Origin of the sequence: Veillonella sp. CHU594 (assembly GCF_003992265.1) — a bacterium.
Taxonomy (GTDB): domain Bacteria; phylum Bacillota; class Negativicutes; order Veillonellales; family Veillonellaceae; genus F0422.
This window is the reverse complement of sequence record NZ_RQVB01000007.1, coordinates 42,722-68,506: the sequence shown is the minus strand read 5'-3', so window position 1 is coordinate 68,506 and position 25,785 is coordinate 42,722. Positions and strand designations below refer to the sequence as shown.

Genomic DNA, 25,785 nt, shown 5'->3' with positions numbered 1-25,785 from the left:
CATAGGCGGAATGGGTTTCTTTTTATCATATAGTACTGGGGGTTCAATGGAAACTAAACCTATGACATTACCGATGGTTCCCTTACGTGGAATGGTCGTATTTCCCAAAGTAGTAACACAATTAGATATTGGTCGTACTACATCTGTACAAGCTGTAAAGGCAGCTATGGATAAAGATCAATATTTAGTGGTATCTACTCAAAAAGATGAAAGTATCGAAAGTCCTACATTAGAAGAGTTAGGTCGTGTAGGGACAATTGTTAAAATAAATCAAATGCTTCGTTTGCCAGGTGGTGTAGTTCGTATTTTAGTAGAAGGTGTGACACGTGTTAACATTGATACTATTCTAAGTACTGAACCTTTTTACGAAGCCGTTGTAACACCATTAGAGGTTATTCATGAAGACCCAATGGAAGAAGAAGCATATCGTCGCATTTTGCAATCTAAATTTGCTCAATGGGTAGAGGTTATTAAACCAACAACAGATGAAGGATTGGACCAAGTATTAGGCAGTGCTGATGCTAGTGAATGGGCAGATCAGGTAGCCTTTCTTGTACCTATCCAAACAAAGGTGCGTCAAAGCATTTTAGAAGAGTTATCTGTTAGCCGTAGATTGAATATGGTAGTTGGTGTATTAAATACAGAACTGCAAATCAATGATATGGAAAACTCTATCAATAACCAAGTTCGTCAATCTATGGAAAAAGCACAAAAAGAATATTTCTTGCGTGAAAAGATTCGTATTATCCATGATGAATTAGGTGATAAAATGGATCCTGATCAAGAGGCAGAAGAGTTACGAGAAGAGCTGGCGAAATTAGAGTTGCCAGAAGATATCCATAGTCGTATCGACAAAGAGATTACGCGCTATAGTCGTATGCCACAAATGATGCCAGAATCCAATATTTTGCGTAATTATATTGATTGGTTATTGCAGCTCCCTTGGAATACCCTGTCTGAGGATCGCTTGGAATTGAAAGAAGCCAGCGAGGTGCTTGATGGTGACCATTATGGTTTAGAAAAAATCAAGAAACGGATTCTAGAATTTTTGGCAGTGCGCAAGTTATCTGGCAAACAAGGCGGTTCTATTTTGTGTTTAGTAGGGCCTCCAGGGGTGGGTAAAACATCCTTGGCAAGTTCTATTGCAAAAGCAATGAATCGTAAGTTTATCCGTGCTTCCTTAGGTGGTGTTCGAGATGAAGCTGAAATTCGTGGGCATCGTCGTACCTATGTAGGAGCCTTGCCAGGTCGTATGATTCAAGGACTAAAGAATGCTGGTACTCGAAACCCTGTATTCTTGCTTGATGAAATTGATAAGTTAGCATCTGATTATAAAGGGGATCCATCTTCTGCCTTATTAGAGGTGTTGGACCCTGAACAAAACAGTACATTCAGTGACCATTACATTGAAATTCCATTTGACTTCTCTGATGTATTTTGGATTACCACTGCTAATGTAGCAGGGAATATTCCTAGACCATTATTGGATCGTATGGAAATCATCGAGCTCAGCAGCTATACAGAGGAAGAAAAACTAGAAATTGCTAAACGCTACTTAGTGCCAAAACAAATTGAAAAACATGGTTTACAAGAGCAAGGAGTGAAACTATCCGATGCCGTGTTAAAACGTGTGATTTCAGAATACACTCGTGAAGCTGGTGTACGTACCCTAGAAAAAACAATTGCTAAAATTTGCCGTAAATTGGCATTTGCTGTGGTTACAGAAGGTGAAAAAGCACCAAAAGTAACGATAAAGAATTTGGAAGATTATTTAGGTACCCCTAAATTTGTAGAAGAGTCTCGTGAAAAACAAGCTCAAGCAGGTCTTGTATATGGTCTTGCTTGGACCTCTGTAGGTGGCGTGGTATTGCCATGTGAAGCGACAACTATGCAAGGCACAGGGAAATTAAATTTAACCGGTAGTTTAGGCAAAGTGATGCAAGAATCTGGTCAAGCGGCTATGTCCTACATTCGTCATCGTCAAAAAGAATTGAAATTGCCAGAAAAATTCCATAAGGAACTGGATATTCATGTGCACTTACCAGAAGGGGCTACGCCTAAAGATGGCCCATCTGCAGGGATTACGATGACCTTGGCTATTGTATCTGCGTTAACCGGTAGAAAAGTACGATCTGATATTGCCATGACAGGTGAAATTACTTTACGTGGTAGAGTCTTGCCAATCGGTGGTTTAAAAGAAAAATTATTAGCTGCACTTCGCTATGGAGTGAAAGAAGTGCTTATTCCTGAAGGTAATAAAAAGGATATTCAAGACTTACCAGATATCGTAAAAGAAGGATTGCTTATTACTCCTGTAAAAACGATGGAACAAGTATTAGAAAAGGCATTACTATGAAGAAAAAACCAGCAGTAAAACGCCATCCAAAACCAGTGTATACTAGAAAAGAGATAACAGGTCCACGCATCATCGCAGCAAAATATATAGCGTCTGCGGTGAAGGCGGATCAATACCCAGAAGGTGATACCATTGAAATCGCCTTCTTGGGACGATCCAATGTGGGAAAATCTTCTTTGATTAACTCTTTATGTAATTATAGAGGATTAGCACTGGTCAGTGGTACGCCGGGTAAAACGAAAACGATCAACTTTTTTAGTATAGAATCAAAAGAAGATTTACCAGATGATATGGAACGTCGTTTTGATTGGTTCTTAGTGGATTTGCCAGGGTATGGATATGCTAAAACAGGTGGCTCCAATACGAATATTTGGTCTTCTTTTATTGCTAATTACATTTTACAAAGCGAACGGATGATGCTACTTTGTTTACTCATTGATGGGCGTCATCCAGAGTTGCCCATTGACCAGGAGGCCTTTGATTGGTTGCAATCACACGGAGTACCTTTACAAATTGTGGTAACAAAAGCGGATAAGTTAAAAATGAATGAGCGACAAAAACAGTTAAAAACTATTGAAGAGCGATACCCAACAGGGTATCCACCAATTTTGTACAGCTCTTTAAAGCATACAGGTCGTGATCGTTTATTAGCACGTATTAATGCAGTCTTATTGGGGGAAGAGGAATGAGTATTCTTACAGATGCACAAATGAAACTGCGCGTATCTAAAGATTTAGAGCGTGTAGAAACATATTTGCAACAATCTCTACAAACTGGTGCAGAAGATTTTAATGCACTCATTCGTCCTCTTTCCGCAGGGGGCGGCAAGCGATTACGGGCGCAATTGTGTTTGTTGATTGCTTTGAGTGGAGATTCTAATCAAGAAGATAGAGTGCGTATGGCGGCAGCTATTGAGATGCTGCACTTGGCTACACTCATTCATGATGATGTGTTAGACCAAGCAGAAGTACGCCGAGGAGTTACGTCTATTCATTGCACAAAAGGCAATAAAGTGGCGATTCTTAGTGGAGACTATTTATTTGCTAAAGCATTTGGTATTGTAGCTGAAATCGGGTCCATTCCATGTTTAACCATTTTTTCTGAAATTATTTCTGCCTTGGTAGAAGGCGAATTTATGCAAATGGAAGATGTGTACCGATTAGATCAAGGTACAGAAAGATACCTACTAAAAACACAAAAGAAAACAGCAGATTTCATTGAAGGTTGCTTAGCATTAGGTGGCATTCTTGGTGGATGGTCAGAGGAGCATATTTCATTATTGCGCACCTATGGTCATGGTTTAGGCATGGCTTTCCAAATTACTGATGACGTAATGGACTATCGTGAGCAAACAGTCACTACAGGTAAGCCAGTCGGTAAAGATGTAAAAGAAGGTATTTTGACCTATCCTTTATTGTCTGTCGTAACTCCTGACAATACAACGCATGTAACGAATATGATTGAAGACATTCGCAATGGAAAAGATACAAAGGAATTGATGGAGTATGTGACGGCTAAAGGTGGTATCGATCAAGCCTTAGCTCTTGAGGCAACATATCGTAAACAAGCGGAGACAGCCCTACAACAACTACCATCTTTCAAAGGAAAAGATATTTTGCAAACTGTTCTTGAGAAATTGTCGAACCGTAAGGTGTAGTATGAAAGAATTTCAAGTAAAAAACTTTGAAATGAGTGCCAAACGTCCATCCTTGAATAGTGTCATAGAACAAAGAAAGCGTCTTGCTCAACAACAGGTAGAGCAAGACGCCTTGTTGCAACAGGATACCTATACAGAAACAGAAGCGAAACTTATGCAAGAGGCGTCCTCCATGTCTGTGGTGGATCACTTAAGTGAACTTCGCACACGTTTAGTAATCGCTATAGTGGCAATTATTATAGGTACCTTGGGGGCGTACTATTATGTGGAAGATATTCTGCAAATTTTAGTGGCACCAGCAGGAAAATTATATTATACAAAACCAACAGAAGCCTTTTTTACATATATGAAGATTTCCTTAGTAGCAGGTTGTATTGTATCTAGTCCTGTATGGTTTTATCAGATTTGGGCTTTCATTGTACCGGCCTTGTCGAAAGGCGAGAAGAAGGTCACTTTTATGGTGGTGCCTACAGCGGTGGTCTTATTTGTGGTAGGTGTACTATTTTCATATTACTTAGTATTGCCTATGGCTATTCAGTTTTTTATTGGCTTTGGTACAGATGAATTACAACCATTATTTTCTATAGGGCAATATATCGATTTTGTGATTGCCTTTATTTTACCCTTCGGAATTACGTTTGAACTGCCGCTTATTTTGATTGCTTTGGGTGTACTGGGTATTCTTTCATCTGATCGATTACGGGAATATAGGAAAATGTTTATTCTCTTGGCTTTTATTATCGGTGCAGCTATTTCTCCGACCCCAGATATGTTATCACAAACTATGATTGCGGGACCTATGATTTTACTCTATGAAATTAGTTATGGTGTATTACGATATATTGTAAAAGTATGAGCATTTGGTTCATATTATGTTCATAATTATAGTGTATACTGATTCAGAGACTAATTAGTGTATATAAAGGATGTAATATGAGACGAAAAATAATCATAGGTATCCTGAGTATTTGTGCTATTATATCTGCTGCAGTAGGCACATGGTATTGGTATAATGCCAAGCAAAATAGTATATCTATGGAGTCCACATCGATGGATGCGGACACTGTTAAGCTAAAAAAGGTGGCTTTACCAGAAACAAAAGTTGTGCCCACAACAGATAAGGTAGAAGCTAATGATGGACCTGACCCTATTATGGTAGATGCCAAAGGGGCAGTTAATCTGTATAAAAAACAATATCCAACGGCGCAAATTAAAGGGATAACCTTTGCAGAACAAGATGGACGCAAAAGCTACGAAGTAGCAGGTGTTTCTTCGGAGGCTGGTCATAGTGTGATGATTGATGCAACCACTGGCCAAGTTCTAAGTGCAGAAGTAGATACAGCACCAGAAAATTTAAAAGAATCTACAGCTATCGACTTAGGAAATGTAATTAATCCTGATGAGGCAAAGCAAGTGGCTATTACTATTTTAGGTAGTAGTGCTCGTCTAATACGATGGGAACTTGAAACAAAAGAATATGTGGCTAGATACCATATGGTATTAGATGTGAACGGTGACATTATGCATGTTGTTATTGATGCTAATTCCAGTCAGGTAATCGAAGTGACTAAAGAAGGATAAAAGCTATTCAATCCAAAAAGGTTGAATAGCTTTTTTGTGTTATTTCTATTGTAATAATGGATCTACCATACCATTATCAGTGAAAGCTTGTTCTCTATCACGGCATGTGCCACATGTATGGCATGGGGTAGAGCCGCCTTCATAACAAGACCAGGTAAGGTGGTAAGGAACCTGTAAACGCAATCCTTCTTGTATGACTTGGGATTTGTTCATATCATTGAGAGGAGCATAGAGGCGCACTTTGTTATAAGAACCGATGTAAATGGCTTCATTCATATGATGGTTGAAGTCAGGTCGACAGTCTGGGTACGCATTGCCTGCAGCATCATCAGCATGGGCGCCGATATAGATGGTCACTTCTTCCTCTGGATATAGACTGAGAGCTAGACTAGCCGCCATGGATAAGATTAAGCCATTTCGGAACGGCACATAGGTGGATACTGAGCCGGTTTGGGCAATTTGTTCACCATAGGTACGGTGATCGATGCTTTCAGTAGAAGAAGATAAGAGGGACGAGTTGGAATAGGACATTACCTGAGTCAGGTCCAGTTCATAATGAGGAATACCATAATAGTTGGCAATGGCTTTGGCGGAATCTAATTCTTTTTTATGCTTTTGCCCATACCAAATGGACAAGGCGCTCACATTGTCTGAGCCAAGGGCGTCGATGGCCATAGCTAAGCAAGTGGTGGAATCTACCCCGCCACTGGATAATACTAATGCTTTCATAGGAAACCTTTCATGGAAATAAAAAAATTATAAGTGAGTACTGACATAGAACAGATGATGTACTATAATAGTAAGGATAAGATTGTTATAAAAGGAGATAGTATGCGTTTACGTAGAAAACCATGGATTGATGAAGCAATCCTAGAATATAATACATATACTGTACTAGAGAATCACGAAGTTTTCAAGGGAAAATGGCGTGAAAGTTTTGCAGATCCATCTAAACCTTTATATATGGAATTAGGGACGGGAAAAGGCAAGTTCATTGCTGGTATGTGTGAAGCCCATCCAGAAGCAAATTTTGTGGGCTTTGAAGTGCAAATTGGAGTGCTATACTATGCCGCTCAAAAGTTATTTGAACAACAAGCTGAGAATGGTAAAGTGAGCTTATTTGATATTGCGGGGATTGAAGAAGTAGTAGCACCAGGAGAGGTAGACCGGTTCTATATTAACTTCTGTGATCCATGGCCAAAAGCTAAGCATGCGAAACGTAGATTGACCTATCACACCTTCTTAGATCGATATGCACGATTATTGAAGGAAAATGGAGAAATCCACTTTAAAACAGATAATGAAGGCTTGTTTATGTTCTCTTTGGAGGAGTTTGAAAACTCTGGTTGGACATTAAAAAATGTAAGTTATGACTTACATAGTACGGATATGCCTAATGTGCGCACAGAATATGAGGAAAAATTTAGTGCCAAAGGGCAGCCAATTTTCCGCTTAGAGGCTATTAAGCCAGCTAAAGGAAGTGATACGACAGATGCAGGAAAATAGTCATACTTCATCTAAGCCATCATCTAGTGTATGGCAAAATATTCGATCTTTTTATCGTAGTATTATTAAGCATGATGGACAAGGTATATTAGTGCCTCTTTTTGGGATTATTTTAATAGGATTTTTTAATGGTTACAGTGCTACCTATACTACGACCCTACAAGGGGGAGATAATTGGAAACCATTTTGGTTCTTATTAGGTAAACAACTAGTCTTTCTAGGGGCTGGTATTCTTGTAGCCTGGAGATTCTATTTGTTTGATTACCGTAAATGGGCAGACTCAAAGGTACAACTAAAGATGTTTTTGTTTTTACTTTTTTTGTTGCTCATTGTATTTTTACCCTTCTTAGGGCATGGCGCTAATGGTGCGCGACGTTGGATTGGATTGCCTTATGGAATGACATTACAGCCATCTGAATTTGCTAAACTAGCAGCTATTATTTGGGCGGCCTATAGTATTGATAGACATGTGAAAAAGCATGGGAGAATGTACTTGTATGAATATTATGATTGGGGTGGGAATACACGGTTACATGGACTTTGGAGTTGGTGGAATCGTGTCATAGGAAAACTAAATGCCCTGTGGAAGGCCCTGCGAGGTACACCGGGGATATTTCACCCTAACTTATTAGTGCCAGCTGTATTTACAGTTCCTTTTGTGTATGCTTTCATTACTATGTTTCAACCAGATATGGGAACAGCTGTATTAATTTTCAGTTTTCCCGTGATCATGACCTTTTGCGTAGGCTATTATAAAGGGCATAGGAAATATCTAGGTATAGCATTTGGTGTTGTACTAGCTATTGCGTATCCCTTAATTGCTTTTGTGTCCTATCGACTGGATCGGGTTCGTGCCTATTATGATCCATGGTCAGATACTACAGCTAATGGATATCAAGTGACACAGAGCATACTGAGTGTGTCGATTGGTGGATTTTGGGGCGAAGGCTTTACAAAGGGAATTTCCAAATATAATTATTTGCCAGAGGCTCATACAGACTTTGCTTTTTCTATTTTCTCACAAGAATTTGGCTTATTAGGTGTGTGCTTGGTTATCTTTTTATTTCTTTGGTTTACAAAATATGGACTTTCCATTGCTCGTCAATCTAGAGATTTATTAGGTCAAGTATTAGCGGTAGGTCTTACATTTTTTATTACAATTCAAGCATTTTTTAATATTGCTATGGTGGTGGGAATGCTACCAGTAACTGGGGTACCTTTACCATTTATCAGTTATGGGGGATCCTCTTTGGTGACAAATTTTGCTGTCATAGGAATATTATTAAATATTGCGCGCCGTAATGAATATGCACGCAAACAAATAGGAACGACACGTCATTTGCCGTCCATTGGCGAAGAAACGCGCCATCGTTTTCAACCTAAGTCTTAATGTTTTAAGTGTGATTCACACAGAAAGAGATGCACCATGAAAGATTTTATTGATGTTCACGAACGCCCGTCTTTCGCTAAGTTATTGCCACTTAGTTTTCAGCATTTATTTGCTATGTTTGGGGCTACTGTATTAGTACCATTCTTATTGAAAGTTGACCCAGCGACGTCCCTGTTCATGAACGGTATTGGAACTATTTTATACGTATTAATTTGTCAAGGAAAGATTCCTTCCTATTTAGGTTCTAGCTTTGCTTTCATTGGACCAGTAGGTGCTGTGGTAGCCTCTGGCATGACCTATGGAGCAGCACAAGGTGGTTTTATTGCCTTTGGTGTGTCTTTTATGCTATTGGCTTTGTTAGTTAAATTCATTGGTATTAAATGGATTGATGTATTATTCCCTCCTGCCGCAATGGGCGCGATTGTTGCGGTTATCGGTTTAGAAGTTGCCCCTGTAGCTATGGGTATGGCAGGTATCATTGGAGATCAATGGCAAAGCTTTGGCATGACTCATGAGCAAGCGTTATTTTTATCCTTATTTTCCTTATCTGTGACAATCTTGGGCACCGTATTATTCCGTGGATTCTTTGCAGTGATTCCAGTATTAATTGGTGTGGTATCTGGCTATGTAGCTGCTGCAATCATGGGAGTAGTAGATTTCGCAAGCGTAGCCAATGCTCCTTGGTTTGCATTCCCTCAATTCTATGAGCCAGAATTTAATATCAATGCTATCCTAATGGTTATGCCAGCTTTATTCGTAGTATTTGCAGAACATGTGGGTCATATTGTAGTAACAAGTAATATCATTGGTCGTGATTTAATGAAAGATCCAGGATTGAGCCGTTCTTTATTTGCAGATGGTTTATCTAATGTGTTATCCGGTTTATTTGGTGCTACACCGAATACAACATATGGAGAAAATATCGGTGTTATGGCGATTACACGTGTATTCAGTACCTTCGTTATTGCTGGTGCAGCAGTACTTGCTATCTTGTTCTCCTTCGTTGGTAAAGTTGCAGCTTTAATTCATGCCATTCCAGTTCCAGTTATGGGTGGTGTAAGTATTTTACTATTCGGTATCATCGCTGCTTCTGGTTTACGTATGTTGGTAGAACGCAAAGTGGATTATACAAAATCTTCTAATCTAATTTTAACCTCTGTAGTACTAGTTATCGGCTTGAGCGGTGCTAAATTAGCGATCGGCCCAGTGGTATTGCAAGGTATGGGATTGGCAACAGTAACTGCCATCTTATTGAGCGTTATCTTTGCTATCTTCCGTAAAACAGGACTTGGAAATGCGGAACTCAAAGACTAATCTTGCTCCCCTATGTAGCCTGTGGCGTTATTAATTGAATATGATAAAAAGGAAGAGCACGGTATACTCCTCACAAACGGTATTTCATAATGTTTGTTCGGAGCACACCGTGCTCTTCTTGTGTTTGTGTCATGTAGATAGTAAGGGTCGCCACGAGGCTACTACGCATAACTGCGATTCTACGGGGGAAAGAGCACGGCACATTCTTTCAGAAACGGTATTTCATAATGTTTCTTCAGGAACATGCCGTGCTCTTTTAGGGCATATGTAATTATGATATAAATGAACGTGACATTATCATAGTTTGTTTACAGCACACCGTGCTCTTCTTGAGTTTATGTAATGTAGATAGTAAGGAGCGCCACAGGGCTACTACGCAGAACTGCGATTCTACGGGGAAATAAAAAAGCTGTTATCATGTTGATAACAGCTTATTGTGGCGGAGAGGGTGGGATTCGAACCCACGGCCCCTTGCGGAGTCACTGGTTTTCAAGACCAGCTCCTTAAACCACTCGGACACCTCTCCAAATATAAAAACTAGATATAGTCTATCATTGAACTAGACCTTTTGTCAATCAGAATATGATGTATATTTGTAGTGCTTATTTTAGAAGAGTTTTTTCAAATATTCTGAAGAATAGGTGTTATGAGATACGCATGAATTATTGTAGTATGCTGTCATGCTAGCTTTACACCATAGAATCAGTCAAAGTATAATTAAAGAATAAAGATGTGAATTTAAGGTGCATATGTTATAATTTTATGCAGATTAGATCTGTATAAATAGGTTTGTGGTATTCCATAGGAGGTATTACATGAAAAAAGGGTTTACTCTTACACAAACAGGTATACTGCTGACTTTGTGGTTAACTTTTTTGTTAAGTTTTGTGATGCGCTTATCATGGTCATCGTTGATGCCAATTGTAAATGAGGCCTTACATTTTACAGCGCAACAAGGAACGTCGTATTTGACGGCTTTTTATTTTGGTTATGCATTGACTGTATTACCAGGAGGTCTGTTAGCGGATCGATTTGGCTATCGTAAATCTATCTTAGGTAGTTTAGTGGCTATGGCTATTGTAACGGGGCTTATGAGTACTGTGCAAAGTTATGAATATGGCTTAGTGTTGCGCTTCTTATTAGGTATTGTATCAGGCCCTGTACAATCTGCTTGTTTGAAAGCTATTGGAGAGCATTTCAGTGCAGAACAACGTGGTACCGCTGTAGGTATTTTCATGAGTTGTACATCATTTGGGATTACCGTGGTTAACGGATATGCACCATTTGTGGCTGTTCATTACGGATGGCAAATGGCATTTTTAATTACCGCTTTATTGCCATTACTAGTATTCTTTTTAGCTTTGTTTACGGTGAAAGAAGTACAAGCTTTCAGAAAGAACCATACAGTAGAAGTACAAGGAACAGAGCCACGGTGCATGTCATTAGCACAAAGCTTACGTTTTGTAGGAACAAACCGCAACATTTTATTGTTAGCAGTGATGGGATTTTTCGCAACAGGCACTACTTGGGGTGTTACCACTTGGGCTAACTTGTATTTAGTGAAACAATTGCATGTGACACCTATCTTTGCAGGCGCTATTATGAGTATTTACGGTATTGCAGCAGTGATTGCCAAACCGACTATCGGATTCATTTCAGATAGAATTTCTTTACCACGAAACTATTTAGCGGCCATCGTTATGTTTTTGTTCTCTCCAGCTTTGCTAATCTTTGCGAACACAACCAATCCAGATATGTTATACATTACAGCCCCTCTATTAGGTATGGGAGCATTTATGTATAGCCCATTAACCAATGCTATCATTATCCAAGCAGCACCACCAGAACTAAGAGGTACCACAGCAGGGTTCGTAAATCTATTTAACCAAATTGGCGCACTCACAGCACCTATCATTTTGTCCACAGTATTAACAGCTACTGGCAATTACCAAACAGCCTTAATGGCATTGTCCATCTCCCCAATTATTGGAGCTATTTTATTGTCATTAATTCGACTAAAATAAGAATATACGCTTTTATGAGGTACTCCTTATAACTTTGAGGAACATAATGTAAAAGTGGCATGTCCAAAGAACACCATAAAGATATTATCGTGACGCAAGTTTCATTTGCGAAGATTCAGATTTTGTGAGACAATAAGAGTAAAGAAAAGGAATTTTCAAGTCTATGTCGAATTATAGTGATATAGGCAAGTTACATAGTAGCACAGTGACAATATGGAGGAGGTCTTACTATGGTGGAATATAAAAAAATAATTGTTCCTGCAGATGGATCGGAAAATGGTAAAAGAGCGTTAGAACATGCATTGGCAATTGTTAAACGTAATGATGCGGAATTGATTTTAGTGCACGTAGCAAACATTGTATCCGCAATTTCTAATTTTGACCAAACTCCAATCAGTGGTGGTTATGTATCTGAACAAATTGCTGAAGATATGGAAGAAACAGGTAAAAAAATCTTGAGCGAAGTAGCAGAAGAGGTACCAGCTGATATGAAAGTTAAATGCGTCTTTGAAGTAGGGTCTCCTGGACCTGCTGTATTAGCGGTAGCTAAAAAATATGATGCAGACTTAATTGTTATGGGGAGCCGTGGATTGGGACCTTTAAAAGGTTTATTTATGGGTAGTGTAAGTAGTTATGTAACTAGTCATTCCACATGTCCAGTATTGATTGTTAAATAATAGGATATAAGGCTTTGTTCTCTGAGCAAAGCCTTTTTTTATGGAGAGGCATATGAATGTAAAACATATACATTGGTTGCACAAAGAGCTTGACCAATGGAAAGAAGAGGGAATTATTTCAGAAGAACAGAGCCATCAGCTACAAGCAAAGTACGGTTTTATCCCTAAAGAGGGCCCATCTTGGACACGATTAATTACAGTTTTAGCTGGAGCTATACTTATTTTGTTGGGAATTATTTTGCTTTTTGCGGGATACTGGTATGGTTTTTCACCTAATGGACGATTTGATTGGTCCTTGGCAATCTTGTTATTAGCTATTGCTGTGGTCGGTGGTGGTGTATGGAAAGCAAAGCCAGCTAGCATGATAGCAGAAAGCATTACTGTTATTTATATGGGACTGTTGACAGCCACTACTTTGTTGGTAGCAGATACTTTCTATACAGGCGAGCATATGGGGCTATATGTGCTTATCATTCTTTGCTGTGCCTTGCCGATTATTTATGTCTTGGATTCGGCTCTAGGTATGATTTTGTATCTTATTGGTGTATTGGGGTGGAGTTTTTCTAGCCATCCTTTAAATACTTGGGTAGGGCCTGTAGCAGTGGGAGGACTTTTATTAGTAGCAGTACCATACTATATCCGTAGATTTGGTAAGTATCAAGGGTCGAAAGATTCCTTGTTAGTATCTGTATCTTGGGCCTTTATTGGTGCCATTTTTGGTGAAGTATTCTTCATCTTATCCACCTATGAGCCACAAATGAATTTATTTTTTATTAGTGTATTGGGCGCCGTTACCTACGGCTTAGGAACATTAGAAAAGAAAATTGCCCTCTTAGCACTTCCTTGTAAAGGCGTAGGTGCCATTGCTCTGTTGTACACCATTGTGGAAGGTACTTACATTAGTACATGGATGCGCATTGGTGAAAGCACCATGGCATGGTGGCTATGGTTTTGCATGGTATTGAGCTTAGGCATAGCAGTTCTTGTATTGCGTCGTTTAGTATTAGCTAAGCGTATTGAAAGCACTATCGGATTGATTCCTTTTGTAATCTTTGGATGCTATGTGGTCACTGTCTCTGGGGCGACACCTATTTTGACGTCCATCCTATTTAATGCATATATTTTAGTAGCAGCTTTAGGGACTTTTATTCGTGGCACCTTGGTGAAAAAGGTGAGCTTATTGAATAGTAGTATTTTGACGCTAATTGCTATGTTTGGTGCTCGATTCTTTGATCCTAGCTTTACTTTTGTGGAGCGAGGTGTATCGTTCTTAGTGTTAGGGGGCATTGTATTAGGTATCAATGCCTTATATTTATGGCGTAAACGACTACAAAGGGTTAAGGTAAATCAGCGTGTTCGACAAGCTCGTCGTCAGTCAACAGATCCAACAGTGGAGGAATTCACGTTAGGAGAGCAAGTTATATCAAAGGACGTGAAAGTAGTAGACTCTGAGGGTGTAGTGAAGGAGGAAGAACGATGAGATATCAAAAATGGATTGTCTTTGCTCTGGCTGCTATCGTTGCCTTGCTAAGTCAATTCTATATTCAACAACGATATACGACCTTGCTACAAGGTGGTGCGGAATACCAATGGCCTGTGAAAGTAAGTCGACATATTGGATGGGTTCCGTCAGATTACTTAGAGATAGAGTTTTTAGGGTCTTATGCGAATTGGGAAGGGAAGCAAACTCCAGAAGTAGGACATGAAGTATATATTGTTGTAACACCTAAACAGTCTGGTGTATTGCAAGTGGTATCCGCCACTGATGAAACTCCAAAAGATCAAGAATACATTCGGGCTAATGTGAAACGATTTGATCATGGTGTAGTGGAGTTTTCAATTCCTTTCAATCGTGTGAAAGTAGACCTTAGCAAGGTAGATAGTAAGTTTTATACCAATTATCGTGGTACTTTAATTGGCACCTTGAAATTACGTGATGGCTATGGAGTCGTCACTGGTGTTTATGCCAAGGGGGTACCATTGGAATTAGCTACGCCAGAGAGCGTAGTGGATCAAGAAAAAGATTCACGAGTTCTTTTGGAAAAAATTGGTGATACAGAACAAGAAAAAGATGATATAATAGTAATACCGAACTCTAATTAGAGGACGGACTACTATATGATAGCGAGGTTAAGATGGAAACAAATCAACAAGAGTTGGAAACACAATTGTTAGCTGAACTATTTAAGGTCCTTGGTGATCCAACGCGGTTGCGTATTGTTAGACATCTGCTTCAGAAAGAAATGTGTGTAACTGAAATTGCAGATGCTATGGATATGGGCCAGTCAGCTATATCTCATCAGTTGCGTGTGTTGCGTCAAGCAAGACTTGTAACATTTAGAAAAGAAGGAAAAACAGCTTGGTATCGCTTAAATGATGACCATGTAATTGTTCTTATTCGTCAAGGATTAGAACACGTGGGACATCAATAAGTGTAGAACATGTAGAAGGGTTGCGAAAGCAGCCCTTTTTGCATGGAAAAACCCTATTCAACATTGTACTGATGTAGTGTTGAATAGGGTTTTATTATTGTATGTTTTTATGTAAGGATGGAATATATCGTAGTAGTTCTTGTGTATGAGTACGTATCTAGAATGCTAGGTTGTCTATCTAAATAGTATTTATACGTTATTTATACAGAATTTATGTAGTGTGCCTGTATAAGCGAATTGACGTATCATAGTATTAGTTATAAGGGAAATACATAGTAGGCCAATAAAATTGCCAGTGGCATGGTGAAAGAAGAAAGAACTGTAGTAGCTAGTACGATTTGCGTAGCTAGTTCTGGATTGTTGTTCATCTCCACTGCCATGAGGGCAGTGTTTACTGCAGATGGGACTGCGTAAGCGATGATAATGCTTTGCGCTGCAATAGCACTTAGTGGTGTGTAGTACATGGTAATAGGAAGTACTACAATTAATGCTAATACAGGACCTGCGATTAACCGCAAGAAAGATGTAATCATTACATCTTTTTTGATAAAGTTCCAAGGTGTTCGATTCAACTGTACTCCTAGAGTCAGCATAGCGGCACCAACAAAGCAGCGCCCAAAAATATCTAAAGGCCCCCATATAATGGTTTGGGTGAAATCGATAGGAATGTAGTAATGAGCTATGATAGATATAGGTACGCAATAAATGATAGGAATATGTAAGATAGTACGTAAAGATTCTGCAGTGGTTAACTTTCCTTTGCCAGCTTGATAGAATCCCAAGGAATTACAGAATACAGTTTGGATAATAAAAGTAGCGATAATAGCGATAACCCCATCATGTAAATAGGGGGTAGATCCATCGATGATGTATGGATCATTGGCAAAGACGAAAGTCCCTAAGGCTACTCCTAAGTTACCAATGTTGGAAAACATCACTGCATTGCGAACAATTTCTGTTTTTCCTAAGTCATAGCCTTGCCATTTTGCTACGATGCCAGCTAGGGCGGAGTTGGCAAATAAGATAATGAAAGCACAGGCGAATATTTCAAAACTTTCATGGGTTAAATTGGTGACATAAAAAGATTTTAGAATATAGGCTGGTAAAAATAAATAAAAATTTAGTTTGCTTAGCGTTCGTAAATCGAGGTGAAACCATCGGTCTAAGAGAACCCCCATCAGTGTGAGTAATAGGATGGGGACGATACTAGTCAGTATGATGTGAAAAAATAATTCCATAATGCATAGCCTCCTTATGTAGTATAGTTGTCACATCTATTGTACCACATGTGACTAAAATTATTTGGCGCAGTGTTGTTTTTCTAGTATAATGAGAATATGTAGTAAGCTTCTAAGTGTATATATTTAAATTAGGGAGGATATCATTATGAAGCGTAATTGGTTAATGGGTTTAGTTATGGCAGGTATGTTAGCCTTAGCTGGCTGCGGTGGACAACAAGGAACAACGACGTCTACAGCACCATCCACGAATGAAACCATCACTGTATCTGCAGCAGCTAGTATGCAAGGAGCATTGGAAGAGTTAAAAGCAGACTATGTGAAAAAACATAACTTAAAACCTGAACAAGTGAATATTGTCTATGCAGGTTCTGGCACTTTACGTCAACAAATTGAAGAGGGTGCGCCATCCAGTATCTTTATTTCTGCGAACAAAAAGAATATGGATCAATTAAATGAAAAAGGTTTAATGGATAATATCCGCCCATTCGTAGCAAACACATTGGTAATGATCGTACCAAAAGGTAAAGAGGCTGTGACATTAGACAATATTGCGAATGCAAAACGCGTAGCTATCGGTACAGTAGAAACAGTGCCAGCTGGTAAATATGCAAAAGAATCTTTAACAAAAGCTAATTTGTGGGATGCAGTAGAACCGAATATTGTATTTGCGAAAGACGTAAAAGCAGTCGGTGCGTATATTGCTGAAGGCGCAGCTGATGTAGGATTTGTATATAAAACTGATGCATTGGCATTGAAAGATAAAGTAGATATTTCTGCAACAGTAGATGCTAAATTACATGCACCAATTGAGTATCCTATCGGTGTGGTGAAAAAGAACCAAAATAAATTAACAGAAGATTTCTATGCGTTCCTAACAAGTAAAGAAGCTAGCGAAGTATTGGCTAAATGGGGATTCGCTGAGCCTACTAAAAAATGATAGCTTTACAGTTATCCATAGAAGTCGCATTCATAGCACTTATAATTAACGCTATTTTCGGGCTAAGTTTGAACTATGTGATGAAACACTATGCCTTTCCAGGGAAATCTTTAATTGATTCCTTTTTTACACTGCCTTTGGTATTACCACCGGTGGTATTAGGCTTTGTGCTACTCATCATATTCACGCCAGGTAATGCCTTTGGCGCTTGGTTAGAATCTCACGGAATTCGTGTGGTATTCTCTAAGATAGGCGCTATTATTGCATCTGCAGTGGTGAGCTTTCCGTTATTTTATCAATCAGTGCGAACAGCCTTAGCTGCCATTGATAGCGATATGGAAGATGTAGCTCGCACCTTGGGAGCCTCCGAATTTCGCGTGTTCTGGTCGATTTCCTTGCCATTGGCGTGGAAAGGAATCCTCAGCGGTTCCATTCTGTGTTTTGCGCGTGGACTTGGTGAATTCGGGGCTACTATTTTGATCGCTGGAAATATTCCAGGTGTGACGAGAACTATGCCATTAGCCATTTATTCTCTCGTAGAATTTGGCGATTATAACGGTGCATTTGAATTAGTGATTTATATTTGTATTTTAACATTGGGGCTTGTGTGGGCCATTCAAGGTCTAACCAAAGGTTCCCTCTTCTCAAATCGGTAAGGAGGTACTATGATTTCCTTTGATATCGTCATAGAACGAGGGACTTTTGTTGTGAAAGCCCAAGGCACATTACAAGAAGGCATTACTACATTGATGGGCCCTTCTGGAAGTGGAAAATCTACATTTTTGAAAGCTTTGTGTGGATTGTTGACGCCAAAAGAAGGTAGGATTACAGCCAATAATGAGGTATGGTTCGAAAAGGGAACAGGCGTACCTACCCAAGAACGACACATTGGCTATATGCCGCAAGGCAATATTGTATTTCCTCATATGACTGTAGAGGAGAATATTCGGTACAGTAAACAAGGTTCTCCAGAGCTATTCGATCATATTGTGGAGCGTTTGCGATTGACACCACATCTTAAGAAGAAAGCCAAAGGCTTATCTGGTGGGGAGCAACAACGGGTGGCCTTAGGACGAGCACTGTACTCAAAACCAGTATTACTTATCCTAGACGAACCGCTTACGGCGTTAGATGTGAACTTACGTGCTCAGTTGCAACAAGATTTAGTAGCTATTATTTCTGAATGGGCTATCCCCTGCTTATGGGTCACGCACAGTGAAGAAGAGGCTGCTGCGGTAGGGAATCATCGACTGTTGTGTCGTGATGGGATGATTGCAGAAGAGGCGTAAATAGCATGATAGCATAATAGAGGAATGTTGATACACTTAGGTCAGCGTTCCTCTATATTACTTTTCCCCTATTTAGGAGGATATGCTAGTATCATTGTGCTGTGATACGAACATGTGTCCTTCAATGTTTTGGGGGCATATGTGTTTATTTCTTTACAGTAACAGCTCATATGAAGTATAATACTACTGATTATGACTATTTTTAAATGACATAGGAATTATCAAGAGAACTGTCGAAACACATACAAAGGAGGAACCAAATTCGTAAAGGCGAATAGCGCAAGCACTGGAAAGAGACAGCTTTCACAGTAGACGAGGTAGAGGAGTATCGAAATTCAGCGGATGCCTCTCGGCTAGCTTCAGTCGTAAAGGTAGAGCAAAACACCAAGGTAACTAGGTGCACAAAGGCTACTTTCAGAAGCAACAAGAATGAATTAATCAAGGAGGAATATACCATGTGTGGTATCGTAGGATATATTGGATTTGAAAATGCAGCAGATTTTATGCTGGAAGGTTTGGAGAAATTAGAATACCGTGGATATGATTCTGCAGGGATTGCCGTAGTAGGCGAAAATAATGTAATTAAAGTACAAAAGAAAATGGGACGCTTGGCGAATTTGGAAGCTGTGGTGAAAGCAGATCCTAACCAAGGTCATATTGGTATCGGTCATACTCGTTGGGCAACTCATGGTCGTCCAAGCGATATGAATGCGCACCCACATACAAGTACAGATGGCAAATTTGCCGTAGTGCACAATGGTATCATTGAAAACTACATGCCATTGAAAGAAGAATTATTGGCTAAAGGTGTTGAATTTACGTCTGAAACAGATACAGAAGTAGTAGCTCACTTATTGAGCGATATGTACGATGGCAATTTTGAAAGTACAGTTCGTCGCATGTTAGAACGCATCGAAGGCTCGTACTCTTTGGTGATGATCTGTGCCGATGAACCAAATAAAATCATTGCTACAAAAAAAGATAATCCATTGGTAGTGGGCTTAGGAAAAGGGGAAAACTTCATCGCTTCCGATATCCCAGCTATTATTCAACGCACTCGTGAAACATATATCATCAACGACAACGAAGTTGTTATTGTGACACCAGATAGCGTGACAATCACGGACCGAGCTGGTCAACCAGTACAAAAAGATATTTATCATGTCACATGGAATGCAGAAGCGGCTGAAAAAGGTGGCTATGAGCACTTCATGTTAAAAGAAATTTACGAACAACCAAAAGCGATTCGTGATACGTTGAGCGGTCGTATTAATAAAGATGCTACAGAAGTAGTGTATGATGAATTAAACTGGACACCAGATACAGTGAAAGGTATAAAACGTATCTTGATTACAGCGTGTGGTACAGCGTACCATGCAGGGTTAGTAGCGAAATATTACATTGAGCAATTAGCTCGTATTCCAGTAGAAGTAGATATCGCTTCTGAATACCGTTACCGTACACCATTAACGGATGAAGATACCTTATGCATCGTCATCAGCCAATCTGGTGAAACTAGCGATACATTGTCTGCCTTGAAAGAAGCAAAACGCTTAGGTGCTAAATCTTTAGGTATTACTAACGTAGTGGGTTCCGCCGTATCTCGTGAAGCGGATCAAGTAATCTACACTTGGGCAGGTCCTGAAATCGCCGTAGCATCCACAAAAGCGTACACCACACAATTAGTAGCTTTATTGTTATTAGCAGTGTACTTAGGTCAATTAAATGGTCGCATCGATGAAGCAGTAAAACACGAAATTTTGACAAATTTACAAGAATTGCCTACATTAACTCATGAAATCTTTGAAAACGTAGACGAAATTAAAGCCTTTGCCAACCATTATGGTTACAAAGAGGATGCATTCTTCTTAGGACGTTTAATCGACTATGCCGTAGCTATGGAAGGGTCTTTGAAATTGAAAGAAATTTCTTACATCCATGCAGAAGCCTATGCAGGTGGTGAGTTGAAACATGGTACTTTGGCATTGATTGAAGAAGGCATTCCTGTTATCGCCTTGGCAACACAAGAATCGGTACGTGAAAAAATGATGAGCAACATCAAAGAAGTAAAAGCTCGTGATGCTATCGTAATCGGTGTGGGTATGAAAGGTGACGAAGAATTGGCGAAATATGTGGACCATACTATCTTCGTGCCAAAAACTGACGCTTTCACAGTGCCTATCTTAGCCGTTGTACCATTGCAATTGTTGTCCTATTATGCAGCTATCACTCGCGGTGCTGATGTAGATAAACCAAGAAACTTGGCAAAATCTGTAACCGTAGAATAGGAGATACTATGTCTGTTATATTTTCCGGAATACAACCTAGCGGTGAGTTAACCATTGGCAATTACCTTGGAGCTCTTCGCAACTTCTTAACATTCCAAGATGACCATGATTGTTTTTACTGTATCGTGAACCAACATGCCATCACAGTACAACAAGATCCAAAGGATTTAATCCACAACACTCGAAGCCTTGCTGCCTTATATTTAGCAGTAGGTTTGGACCCTAATAAAGTGACTTTGTTTGTGCAATCCGAAGTACCTGCTCATGCGCAGTTGGGTTGGATTTTAACAACCTTAAGCTCCATCGGTGAATTAGAGCGTATGACGCAATACAAAGATAAATCGGCGAAACAAGGGGAAACCATCCCAGCTGGTTTGTTGACATATCCACCATTGATGGCAGCAGATATTTTGTTATACCAAACCAACTATGTGCCTGTAGGGGATGACCAACGTCAACATATCGAGCTTACTCGTGACTTGGCGCAACGTTTCAATTTCAAATATGGTGAAGTATTTGCTATGCCAGAAATTAAAACTACCGTAGGTGGTGCTCGTGTCATGTCCTTACAAGATCCAACGAAAAAAATGAGTAAGTCCGATGATAATAATTGGGCGACTATTCGCTTGTTGGATACACCAGATGTAGTGGTGAAGAAGATTAAAAAGGCAGCTACTGACTCTGAAGGGGTCGTGCGCTACGATAAAGAAAAACAGCCAGGTATCTCCAACTTGATGGGCATTTACAATGCTTTAACAGGAGATTCCTTTGAGGCTATTGAAGCTATGTATGCTGGTAAAAACTATGGAACTTTCAAAGGTGATATTGCAGATCTATTAGTAGGAGCGATGACACCGATCCATGAACGGTATGCAGAATTAATCGACAGTCCAGAGCTAGATACGATTTTGACAGAAGGTGCTGAAAAAGCAGCCGCTGTGGCGAATGTAACATTGGCTCGTGTAGAAGAAGCTATGGGCCTACGACGTAAGTAATAGTAAGATGTAATGAGATGCTTTTGGGGCATTTCATTACATCTTTTTAATCATCTATACTAAGACGTTGTGAGGAAGTATAGTGGGATATGTATGAAGCAGACAAGTAGATGCTGTCTATAAAGGTGTTGAGTGGAAATACATAGAGGTTGGAGTGCTATTTGGGAGAGGAACTATGAAACGTGAAGAATTAGAGAACATGTTTCCCTGTGGAACGATTCAAGAAGAATTACATAATTCCTCTGTTATGATATGGGGGTTTCAACTAGTGTATGCAGCTATCGCTGCTTGGGGACTGTATCGTGGAGTGCTTCTATATCGAGAACTGGGTCATAGCTTCAATATGTGGATGCTTCTTCTTATGGTGGTATCTGCCTATGCATTATTGCGCATGTACCAGCAAGACGATGTGGAGATTTATATTGCTACAGAAGGGCTCATTCTAAAACGAACACCTATATTGGTAAAAGAACGAATTGAACGCTTTTTTGCACCAGACTTATATTTGACCTTTGTTCATTATCAAGGCATCATGGGATTTGGAGAAGACTGGAAAACCTTGTATGTGCAAACAGAAACGGGCGGTATATATATCGTGCCTATTAGCTTACAGTTTTTGAGTCATCGAGATAAAATGAAAGTCTTAGAGGCACTGAATCGATATAAAAATACTTGAATAGGACTAGAAAACATGTTACCCTCTTATCAAGGAGTAATATCTGTTCGTTATCCGGCAGGGGCTATTTTCGCACGAGGGAGAAAATCTATATGTTTGGTGTATTGCTAATTCATGCGGCTTATGCAGTCTTGATGGTTGCCTTTAGTTTTAGAATCATGGTAGTTCCTCATGCTATTGCAGTAGCATTTATGGGTATCTATATGATTGTTGAAAAAGGACTTATCGTTGCGCCTATTCTATCGTTTGTATACTCATTTTTTGCTATCCTATTGGCTACTTCTGATGAAGCCACTTGGGATGACGGTACAGGTAATGAACTCATTTGGTTTTGGGTAATCTTTTGTTCTGGACTATCCTATGTTATCTTTGAGTTCCTCTACTAACCTATCATATATAGATATAATTTAAAGATCAGCTTAAGGTGTAATCTATAGATTCTAACTTTTTGTTCTGACATAGTTTCTTTATAATGATATTTCAAAACCGCTGCAACGGTTCTTGGATTACGTAGATGGTCATACTGCATCGGATGAGTTACTAAGAGATCTTGAAAGTGCCGTAGATGAAGCAAAACATTGTGAGGCTTGGAGGGAGGAATATTCAATGCTATCAATGGATCATTATACATATTGGAAAGAAGGCGTGGCTGAAGGTCGGGCAGAAGGTAAAGCTGAGGTTGTCATTCAGATGTTGCGTAAGCATTTGTCCTTAGAAATGATTGCAGAAGTCACTAACTTTACTGTAGAAGAAGTAAAGGCTATTGCGAAAGAGCATGCATTGATATAAAACATATAGGTAAAGAGCAAATCAGCGATATAGTGAGTACATAACTTACTATATCGCTTTTTGTTTTGATAGTTAGTTATTGGAGGGGCGTTGTCAGTATAAATTACTTTCATAATACATGATAAAATTTTTGCGATTTATCTCTTTACAACTTTAATTAACTAAAGTATAATGTAATCATGAAATAGAGATTACATAACTGTAGAGAGGAGAAAGTATTATGAATTGGCTACAAAAATGTTCTAAAACAGTATTAGCAGCAGCTAGTGCACTGGTAATTGTGGGGTTAGTGGCAGGTTGTGGGGCGTCTACGAAGCAGGCGAACACAGAGGTGCCGAAAAAAATTGTTATCGGCTTAGATGATAACTTCCCTCCTATGGGATTTAAAGATGAAAAAGGTGAACTCGTAGGTTTTGATATCGATCTTGCGAAAGAAGTGGCAAAGCGTATTGGTTCTGAAGTGGAATTTAAATCTATCGATTGGGATAGTAAAGAAGCAGAACTAAAATCTAAACGTATTGATGTGTTGTGGAATGGTTTAACCATTACGAAGGAACGGGAGCGCAACATCTTGTTCTCTAAACCATATCTTCGTGGGGACCAAATTATTGCCGTAAAATCTGATTCTGGGATTGCTGACAAATCCCAACTTGATGGCAAACGCGTAGGCGTTCAATCAGGTTCTACTGGTTTAGAAGCGGTAAAAAATGATCCACAATCTAAAAACTTTAAAGAAATCAAAGAATATGGCGATTATGTGAATGCTTTCATGGATCTAGAATTAGGCCGTATTGATGCGGTCGTGGTGGATGAAATGGTAGGCCGTTATTTAATCGGCAAAAAAGGTAATAATGTATTTACTGTAGCCACAGGCTCCTTCGCCAGTGAAAAAGTAGGTGTAGGTATGCGCAAGGAAGAGGAAGCGTTGAAAGCAAAAGTTGACGCTGCGTTACAAGAAGTGATGAATGATGGTACGGCTGACAAATTGGCGCAAAAATGGTTTGGCGACACATCTATCTTGACGAAAGAGGAGTATAAATAAACATGGACGTATTGGAGTATATGTTACAAATAGTTCCGGCTATTGCTGGCGGATTCCAAGTGACCTTGTCCTTGTTCTTCATCGTCATCATCTTGTCAGTGCCAGGAGGATTACTCTTGGCACTGCTCCGATTGAGTACAAACCGAGTGGTGACAACGATCGTGGATGCTTACGTATACGTGATGCGTGGCACCCCGTTAATGTTACAAATTTTGCTCATCTATTACGGTTTGCCATTTATGATTGATGGATTTGAACTCACAGATATGACGGCGGCGGTACTGTCCTTCGTGTTGAATTACATTGCCTACTTATGTGAAATTTTCCGTAGTGGCATTCAATCCATTCCAAAAGGGCAGTATGAAGGAGCGAAGGTATTAGGCTTTACCTATGTGCAGACGATGTACAAAATCATTTTGCCACAGGTCATCAAAAGGGTCTTGCCACCATTGGCAAATGAAACGATTACACTACTGAAAGATACCTCTCTGGTGTATGTCTTAGCTATGAATGATATTTTACGAATCACTCGTAGCATTGTACAACGTGATTTCGATATTACAGCATTCATCGTGGCTGGCGTATTCTACTTGGCCATGACATTTGTGTTGACGAAACTGTATCAATATTTAGAACGCCGTATGGCGATTTACGAAGATTAGGAGGAAACCATGGCTTTCATAGACATGTTACATATTGAAAAGAGCTTTGGCTCAGTGGCGGTCTTGCAAGACGTGTCACTATCCATGGAACGTGGCGAAGTGGTGTCCATCATCGGTCCCTCTGGATCGGGCAAATCCACCTTTCTTCGTTGCTTGGGACAACTAGAAACCATACAAAAAGGAACCATCCTCGTTGATGGGGCAACCTTAGTAGACACGCCGGCGAACACGGGAGCAGCAATCTACGTAGGGAAAGAAGAACAGCAACAAATCTTGCTGAAAATGGGGATGGTATTCCAATCTTTCAACCTATTTCCACATATGACCGTCCTAGAAAACATCATGGTCGCCCCTCGTATGGTGAAAGGAATGAAAGACGCAGATATATTACCTATAGCTCAGTCCTTGCTAGAAAAAGTAGGCCTTTGGGATAAACGAGACGTATACCCAAGCACCTTGTCAGGGGGACAAAAACAACGGGTCGCTATTGCTAGAGCCTTGGCAATGAAACCAGAAATCATGCTTTTCGATGAACCTACATCAGCCTTGGATCCAGAGTTCACTAGTGAAGTATTACGGACTATCAAGGAACTAGCCGAAGAAGATATGACCATGATCATCGTCACCCATGAAATGGCATTCGCTCGTGAAGTAGCAGACAGAGTCATCTTCATGGCAGACGGTAAAATACAAGAAGAAGGAACCCCAGAACAGGTCTTCGGGAAACCACAAAACCCAAGAACACAAGCGTTCCTAAACTCCATGCTGCGAGTATAAAAACAATATATCGAACTTAAATTACCGTACGGAGCACCAGTTACAAATAATACTGTATGATATTTGTAGCGAGGTGCGCCGTATTTTTGTGTACAACTATACTTTATATCCTATACGTATTTCTTCGGAGATAAGCACAATCTGTTTCCTTG

The 25,785-nt window shown here is 39.7% G+C and carries 26 protein-coding genes and 1 tRNA gene; 24 read left to right on the top strand and 3 right to left on the bottom strand.

The genetic code is table 11. From position 1 onward, the window contains the following. Positions 1–46: 46 nt before the first annotated feature. From lon to EO111_RS05680, 5 genes are all read left to right on the top strand, one after another. Complete coding sequence (lon, locus tag EO111_RS05700; protein WP_127010967.1) at positions 47–2,356, top strand: endopeptidase La; 2,310 nt, start codon at positions 47–49, stop codon at positions 2,354–2,356. Next, positions 2,353–3,045 carry a ribosome biogenesis GTP-binding protein YihA/YsxC gene (yihA, locus tag EO111_RS05695; RefSeq protein WP_009353280.1) on the top strand — a complete coding sequence of 231 codons (693 nt, stop codon included), beginning with the start codon at positions 2,353–2,355 and terminating at the stop codon, positions 3,043–3,045. Before lon ends, yihA begins: the two co-directional genes overlap by 4 nt. Beyond that, positions 3,042–4,013, top strand: coding sequence for a polyprenyl synthetase family protein (locus EO111_RS05690; RefSeq protein WP_127010966.1), 972 nt, complete (start codon positions 3,042–3,044; stop codon positions 4,011–4,013). Before yihA ends, EO111_RS05690 begins: the two co-directional genes overlap by 4 nt. A gap of 1 nt (position 4,014) precedes the next feature. Beyond that, complete coding sequence (tatC, locus tag EO111_RS05685; protein WP_062401520.1) at positions 4,015–4,869, top strand: twin-arginine translocase subunit TatC; 855 nt, start codon at positions 4,015–4,017, stop codon at positions 4,867–4,869. A gap of 77 nt (positions 4,870–4,946) precedes the next feature. After that, on the top strand, positions 4,947–5,594 hold the full coding sequence (locus EO111_RS05680; protein WP_127010965.1) for a PepSY domain-containing protein: 648 nt from the start codon (positions 4,947–4,949) through the stop codon (positions 5,592–5,594). A 45-nt stretch (positions 5,595–5,639) separates the two neighbouring features. Here EO111_RS05680 and queC read toward each other — a convergent pair whose 3' ends face one another. Continuing rightward, positions 5,640–6,323: a 7-cyano-7-deazaguanine synthase QueC gene (gene queC, locus EO111_RS05675; protein WP_127010964.1), complete on the bottom strand. Its 684-nt coding sequence runs from the start codon at positions 6,321–6,323 to the stop codon at positions 5,640–5,642. A gap of 102 nt (positions 6,324–6,425) precedes the next feature. Between queC and trmB the strand changes: the two genes are divergently transcribed. Genes trmB through uraA form a run of 3 tightly spaced genes read left to right on the top strand, consistent with a single transcriptional unit; the run spans position 6,426 to position 9,804 of the window. After that, positions 6,426–7,100 carry a tRNA (guanosine(46)-N7)-methyltransferase TrmB gene (trmB, locus tag EO111_RS05670; protein ID WP_127010963.1) on the top strand — a complete coding sequence of 225 codons (675 nt, stop codon included), beginning with the start codon at positions 6,426–6,428 and terminating at the stop codon, positions 7,098–7,100. After that, positions 7,087–8,490 (top strand): FtsW/RodA/SpoVE family cell cycle protein, encoded by a 1,404-nt coding sequence (locus EO111_RS05665; protein ID WP_009353268.1) that lies wholly within the window; start codon positions 7,087–7,089, stop codon positions 8,488–8,490. Before trmB ends, EO111_RS05665 begins: the two co-directional genes overlap by 14 nt. Positions 8,491–8,526: 36 nt before the next feature. Beyond that, entirely contained in the window at positions 8,527–9,804 is a 1,278-nt protein-coding gene (gene uraA, locus EO111_RS05660) for a uracil permease (RefSeq protein WP_127010962.1), read from the top strand. A 437-nt stretch (positions 9,805–10,241) separates the two neighbouring features. Here uraA and EO111_RS05655 read toward each other — a convergent pair. Next, positions 10,242–10,330 (bottom strand) — tRNA-Ser (locus EO111_RS05655). 289 nt (positions 10,331–10,619) lie between these two features. Here EO111_RS05655 and EO111_RS05650 point away from each other — a divergent pair. The 5 genes from EO111_RS05650 (at position 10,620) to EO111_RS05630 (ending at position 14,937) form a co-directional block, all read left to right on the top strand. Further along, entirely contained in the window at positions 10,620–11,828 is a 1,209-nt protein-coding gene (locus EO111_RS05650) for an MFS transporter (protein WP_062401530.1), read from the top strand. A gap of 230 nt (positions 11,829–12,058) precedes the next feature. Further along, entirely contained in the window at positions 12,059–12,505 is a 447-nt protein-coding gene (locus EO111_RS05645) for a universal stress protein (protein ID WP_009353425.1), read from the top strand. 52 nt (positions 12,506–12,557) lie between these two features. Beyond that, positions 12,558–13,985 (top strand): DUF2157 domain-containing protein, encoded by a 1,428-nt coding sequence (locus tag EO111_RS05640; RefSeq protein ID WP_164725657.1) that lies wholly within the window; start codon positions 12,558–12,560, stop codon positions 13,983–13,985. After that, complete coding sequence (locus EO111_RS05635) at positions 13,982–14,608, top strand: hypothetical protein (protein ID WP_126940422.1); 627 nt, start codon at positions 13,982–13,984, stop codon at positions 14,606–14,608. The genes EO111_RS05640 and EO111_RS05635 overlap by 4 nt, the downstream gene beginning before the upstream one ends. A 32-nt stretch (positions 14,609–14,640) precedes the next feature. After that, a complete protein-coding gene (locus EO111_RS05630; RefSeq protein WP_126937104.1) occupies positions 14,641–14,937 on the top strand; it encodes a metalloregulator ArsR/SmtB family transcription factor in 297 nt (98 codons plus the stop codon). 257 nt (positions 14,938–15,194) lie between these two features. On the opposite strand, the gene EO111_RS05625 is transcribed toward EO111_RS05630, so the two are convergent. Further along, entirely contained in the window at positions 15,195–16,175 is a 981-nt protein-coding gene (locus tag EO111_RS05625) for an AEC family transporter (RefSeq protein ID WP_127010961.1), read from the bottom strand. 148 nt (positions 16,176–16,323) lie between these two features. Between EO111_RS05625 and modA the strand changes: the two genes are divergently transcribed. The 11 genes from modA (at position 16,324) to EO111_RS05570 (ending at position 25,633) form a co-directional block, all read left to right on the top strand. Next, positions 16,324–17,115, top strand: coding sequence for a molybdate ABC transporter substrate-binding protein (gene modA, locus EO111_RS05620; protein ID WP_062401537.1), 792 nt, complete (start codon positions 16,324–16,326; stop codon positions 17,113–17,115). Next, complete coding sequence (gene modB / locus EO111_RS05615) at positions 17,112–17,771, top strand: molybdate ABC transporter permease subunit (RefSeq protein WP_127010960.1); 660 nt, start codon at positions 17,112–17,114, stop codon at positions 17,769–17,771. Before modA ends, modB begins: the two co-directional genes overlap by 4 nt. Positions 17,772–17,780: 9 nt before the next feature. Continuing rightward, a complete protein-coding gene (locus EO111_RS05610) occupies positions 17,781–18,404 on the top strand; it encodes an ATP-binding cassette domain-containing protein (RefSeq protein ID WP_062401546.1) in 624 nt (207 codons plus the stop codon). 455 nt (positions 18,405–18,859) lie between these two features. Then, positions 18,860–20,692: a glutamine--fructose-6-phosphate transaminase (isomerizing) gene (gene glmS / locus EO111_RS05605; protein ID WP_126940417.1), complete on the top strand. Its 1,833-nt coding sequence runs from the start codon at positions 18,860–18,862 to the stop codon at positions 20,690–20,692. 8 nt (positions 20,693–20,700) lie between these two features. Then, positions 20,701–21,687, top strand: a complete 987-nt coding sequence (gene trpS, locus EO111_RS05600; protein WP_127010959.1) for a tryptophan--tRNA ligase — start codon at positions 20,701–20,703, stop codon at positions 21,685–21,687. Positions 21,688–21,862: 175 nt separating this feature from the next. Then, on the top strand, positions 21,863–22,363 hold the full coding sequence (locus EO111_RS05595) for a hypothetical protein (RefSeq protein ID WP_127010958.1): 501 nt from the start codon (positions 21,863–21,865) through the stop codon (positions 22,361–22,363). Between the two features lie 92 nt (positions 22,364–22,455). Further along, the gene (locus tag EO111_RS05590; protein WP_009353364.1) at positions 22,456–22,749 is read left to right on the top strand and encodes a hypothetical protein; all 294 of its coding nucleotides are present in this window, start codon (positions 22,456–22,458) and stop codon (positions 22,747–22,749) included. Positions 22,750–22,969: 220 nt separating this feature from the next. Further along, positions 22,970–23,152 (top strand): hypothetical protein, encoded by a 183-nt coding sequence (locus EO111_RS08315; protein WP_009353398.1) that lies wholly within the window; start codon positions 22,970–22,972, stop codon positions 23,150–23,152. A 220-nt stretch (positions 23,153–23,372) separates the two neighbouring features. Further along, positions 23,373–24,194: an amino acid ABC transporter substrate-binding protein gene (locus tag EO111_RS05580; protein WP_127010956.1), complete on the top strand. Its 822-nt coding sequence runs from the start codon at positions 23,373–23,375 to the stop codon at positions 24,192–24,194. 2 nt (positions 24,195–24,196) lie between these two features. After that, on the top strand, positions 24,197–24,856 hold the full coding sequence (locus EO111_RS05575; RefSeq protein ID WP_206168781.1) for an amino acid ABC transporter permease: 660 nt from the start codon (positions 24,197–24,199) through the stop codon (positions 24,854–24,856). Positions 24,857–24,865: 9 nt separating this feature from the next. Further along, positions 24,866–25,633 (top strand): amino acid ABC transporter ATP-binding protein, encoded by a 768-nt coding sequence (locus EO111_RS05570; RefSeq protein ID WP_127010955.1) that lies wholly within the window; start codon positions 24,866–24,868, stop codon positions 25,631–25,633. The last annotated feature ends 152 nt before the right edge of the window (positions 25,634–25,785 follow it).

Excerpts from the sequence above, each read along its gene's own strand:
- lon (WP_127010967.1), top strand. The coding sequence starts at position 47 with ATGGAAACTAAACCTATGACATTACCGATGGTTCCCTTACGTGGAATG.
- yihA (WP_009353280.1), top strand. The coding sequence starts at position 2,353 with ATGAAGAAAAAACCAGCAGTAAAACGCCATCCAAAACCAGTGTATACT.
- EO111_RS05690 (WP_127010966.1), top strand. The coding sequence starts at position 3,042 with ATGAGTATTCTTACAGATGCACAAATGAAACTGCGCGTATCTAAAGAT.
- tatC (WP_062401520.1), top strand. The coding sequence starts at position 4,015 with ATGAAAGAATTTCAAGTAAAAAACTTTGAAATGAGTGCCAAACGTCCA.
- EO111_RS05680 (WP_127010965.1), top strand. The coding sequence starts at position 4,947 with ATGAGACGAAAAATAATCATAGGTATCCTGAGTATTTGTGCTATTATA.
- queC (WP_127010964.1), bottom strand. The coding sequence starts at position 6,323 with ATGAAAGCATTAGTATTATCCAGTGGCGGGGTAGATTCCACCACTTGC.
- trmB (WP_127010963.1), top strand. The coding sequence starts at position 6,426 with ATGCGTTTACGTAGAAAACCATGGATTGATGAAGCAATCCTAGAATAT.
- EO111_RS05665 (WP_009353268.1), top strand. The coding sequence starts at position 7,087 with ATGCAGGAAAATAGTCATACTTCATCTAAGCCATCATCTAGTGTATGG.
- uraA (WP_127010962.1), top strand. The coding sequence starts at position 8,527 with ATGAAAGATTTTATTGATGTTCACGAACGCCCGTCTTTCGCTAAGTTA.
- EO111_RS05650 (WP_062401530.1), top strand. The coding sequence starts at position 10,620 with ATGAAAAAAGGGTTTACTCTTACACAAACAGGTATACTGCTGACTTTG.
- EO111_RS05645 (WP_009353425.1), top strand. The coding sequence starts at position 12,059 with ATGGTGGAATATAAAAAAATAATTGTTCCTGCAGATGGATCGGAAAAT.
- EO111_RS05640 (WP_164725657.1), top strand. The coding sequence starts at position 12,558 with ATGAATGTAAAACATATACATTGGTTGCACAAAGAGCTTGACCAATGG.
- EO111_RS05635 (WP_126940422.1), top strand. The coding sequence starts at position 13,982 with ATGAGATATCAAAAATGGATTGTCTTTGCTCTGGCTGCTATCGTTGCC.
- EO111_RS05630 (WP_126937104.1), top strand. The coding sequence starts at position 14,641 with ATGGAAACAAATCAACAAGAGTTGGAAACACAATTGTTAGCTGAACTA.
- EO111_RS05625 (WP_127010961.1), bottom strand. The coding sequence starts at position 16,175 with ATGGAATTATTTTTTCACATCATACTGACTAGTATCGTCCCCATCCTA.
- modA (WP_062401537.1), top strand. The coding sequence starts at position 16,324 with ATGAAGCGTAATTGGTTAATGGGTTTAGTTATGGCAGGTATGTTAGCC.
- modB (WP_127010960.1), top strand. The coding sequence starts at position 17,112 with ATGATAGCTTTACAGTTATCCATAGAAGTCGCATTCATAGCACTTATA.
- EO111_RS05610 (WP_062401546.1), top strand. The coding sequence starts at position 17,781 with ATGATTTCCTTTGATATCGTCATAGAACGAGGGACTTTTGTTGTGAAA.
- glmS (WP_126940417.1), top strand. The coding sequence starts at position 18,860 with ATGTGTGGTATCGTAGGATATATTGGATTTGAAAATGCAGCAGATTTT.
- trpS (WP_127010959.1), top strand. The coding sequence starts at position 20,701 with ATGTCTGTTATATTTTCCGGAATACAACCTAGCGGTGAGTTAACCATT.
- EO111_RS05595 (WP_127010958.1), top strand. The coding sequence starts at position 21,863 with ATGAAACGTGAAGAATTAGAGAACATGTTTCCCTGTGGAACGATTCAA.
- EO111_RS05590 (WP_009353364.1), top strand. The coding sequence starts at position 22,456 with ATGTTTGGTGTATTGCTAATTCATGCGGCTTATGCAGTCTTGATGGTT.
- EO111_RS08315 (WP_009353398.1), top strand. The coding sequence starts at position 22,970 with ATGCTATCAATGGATCATTATACATATTGGAAAGAAGGCGTGGCTGAA.
- EO111_RS05580 (WP_127010956.1), top strand. The coding sequence starts at position 23,373 with ATGAATTGGCTACAAAAATGTTCTAAAACAGTATTAGCAGCAGCTAGT.
- EO111_RS05575 (WP_206168781.1), top strand. The coding sequence starts at position 24,197 with ATGGACGTATTGGAGTATATGTTACAAATAGTTCCGGCTATTGCTGGC.
- EO111_RS05570 (WP_127010955.1), top strand. The coding sequence starts at position 24,866 with ATGGCTTTCATAGACATGTTACATATTGAAAAGAGCTTTGGCTCAGTG.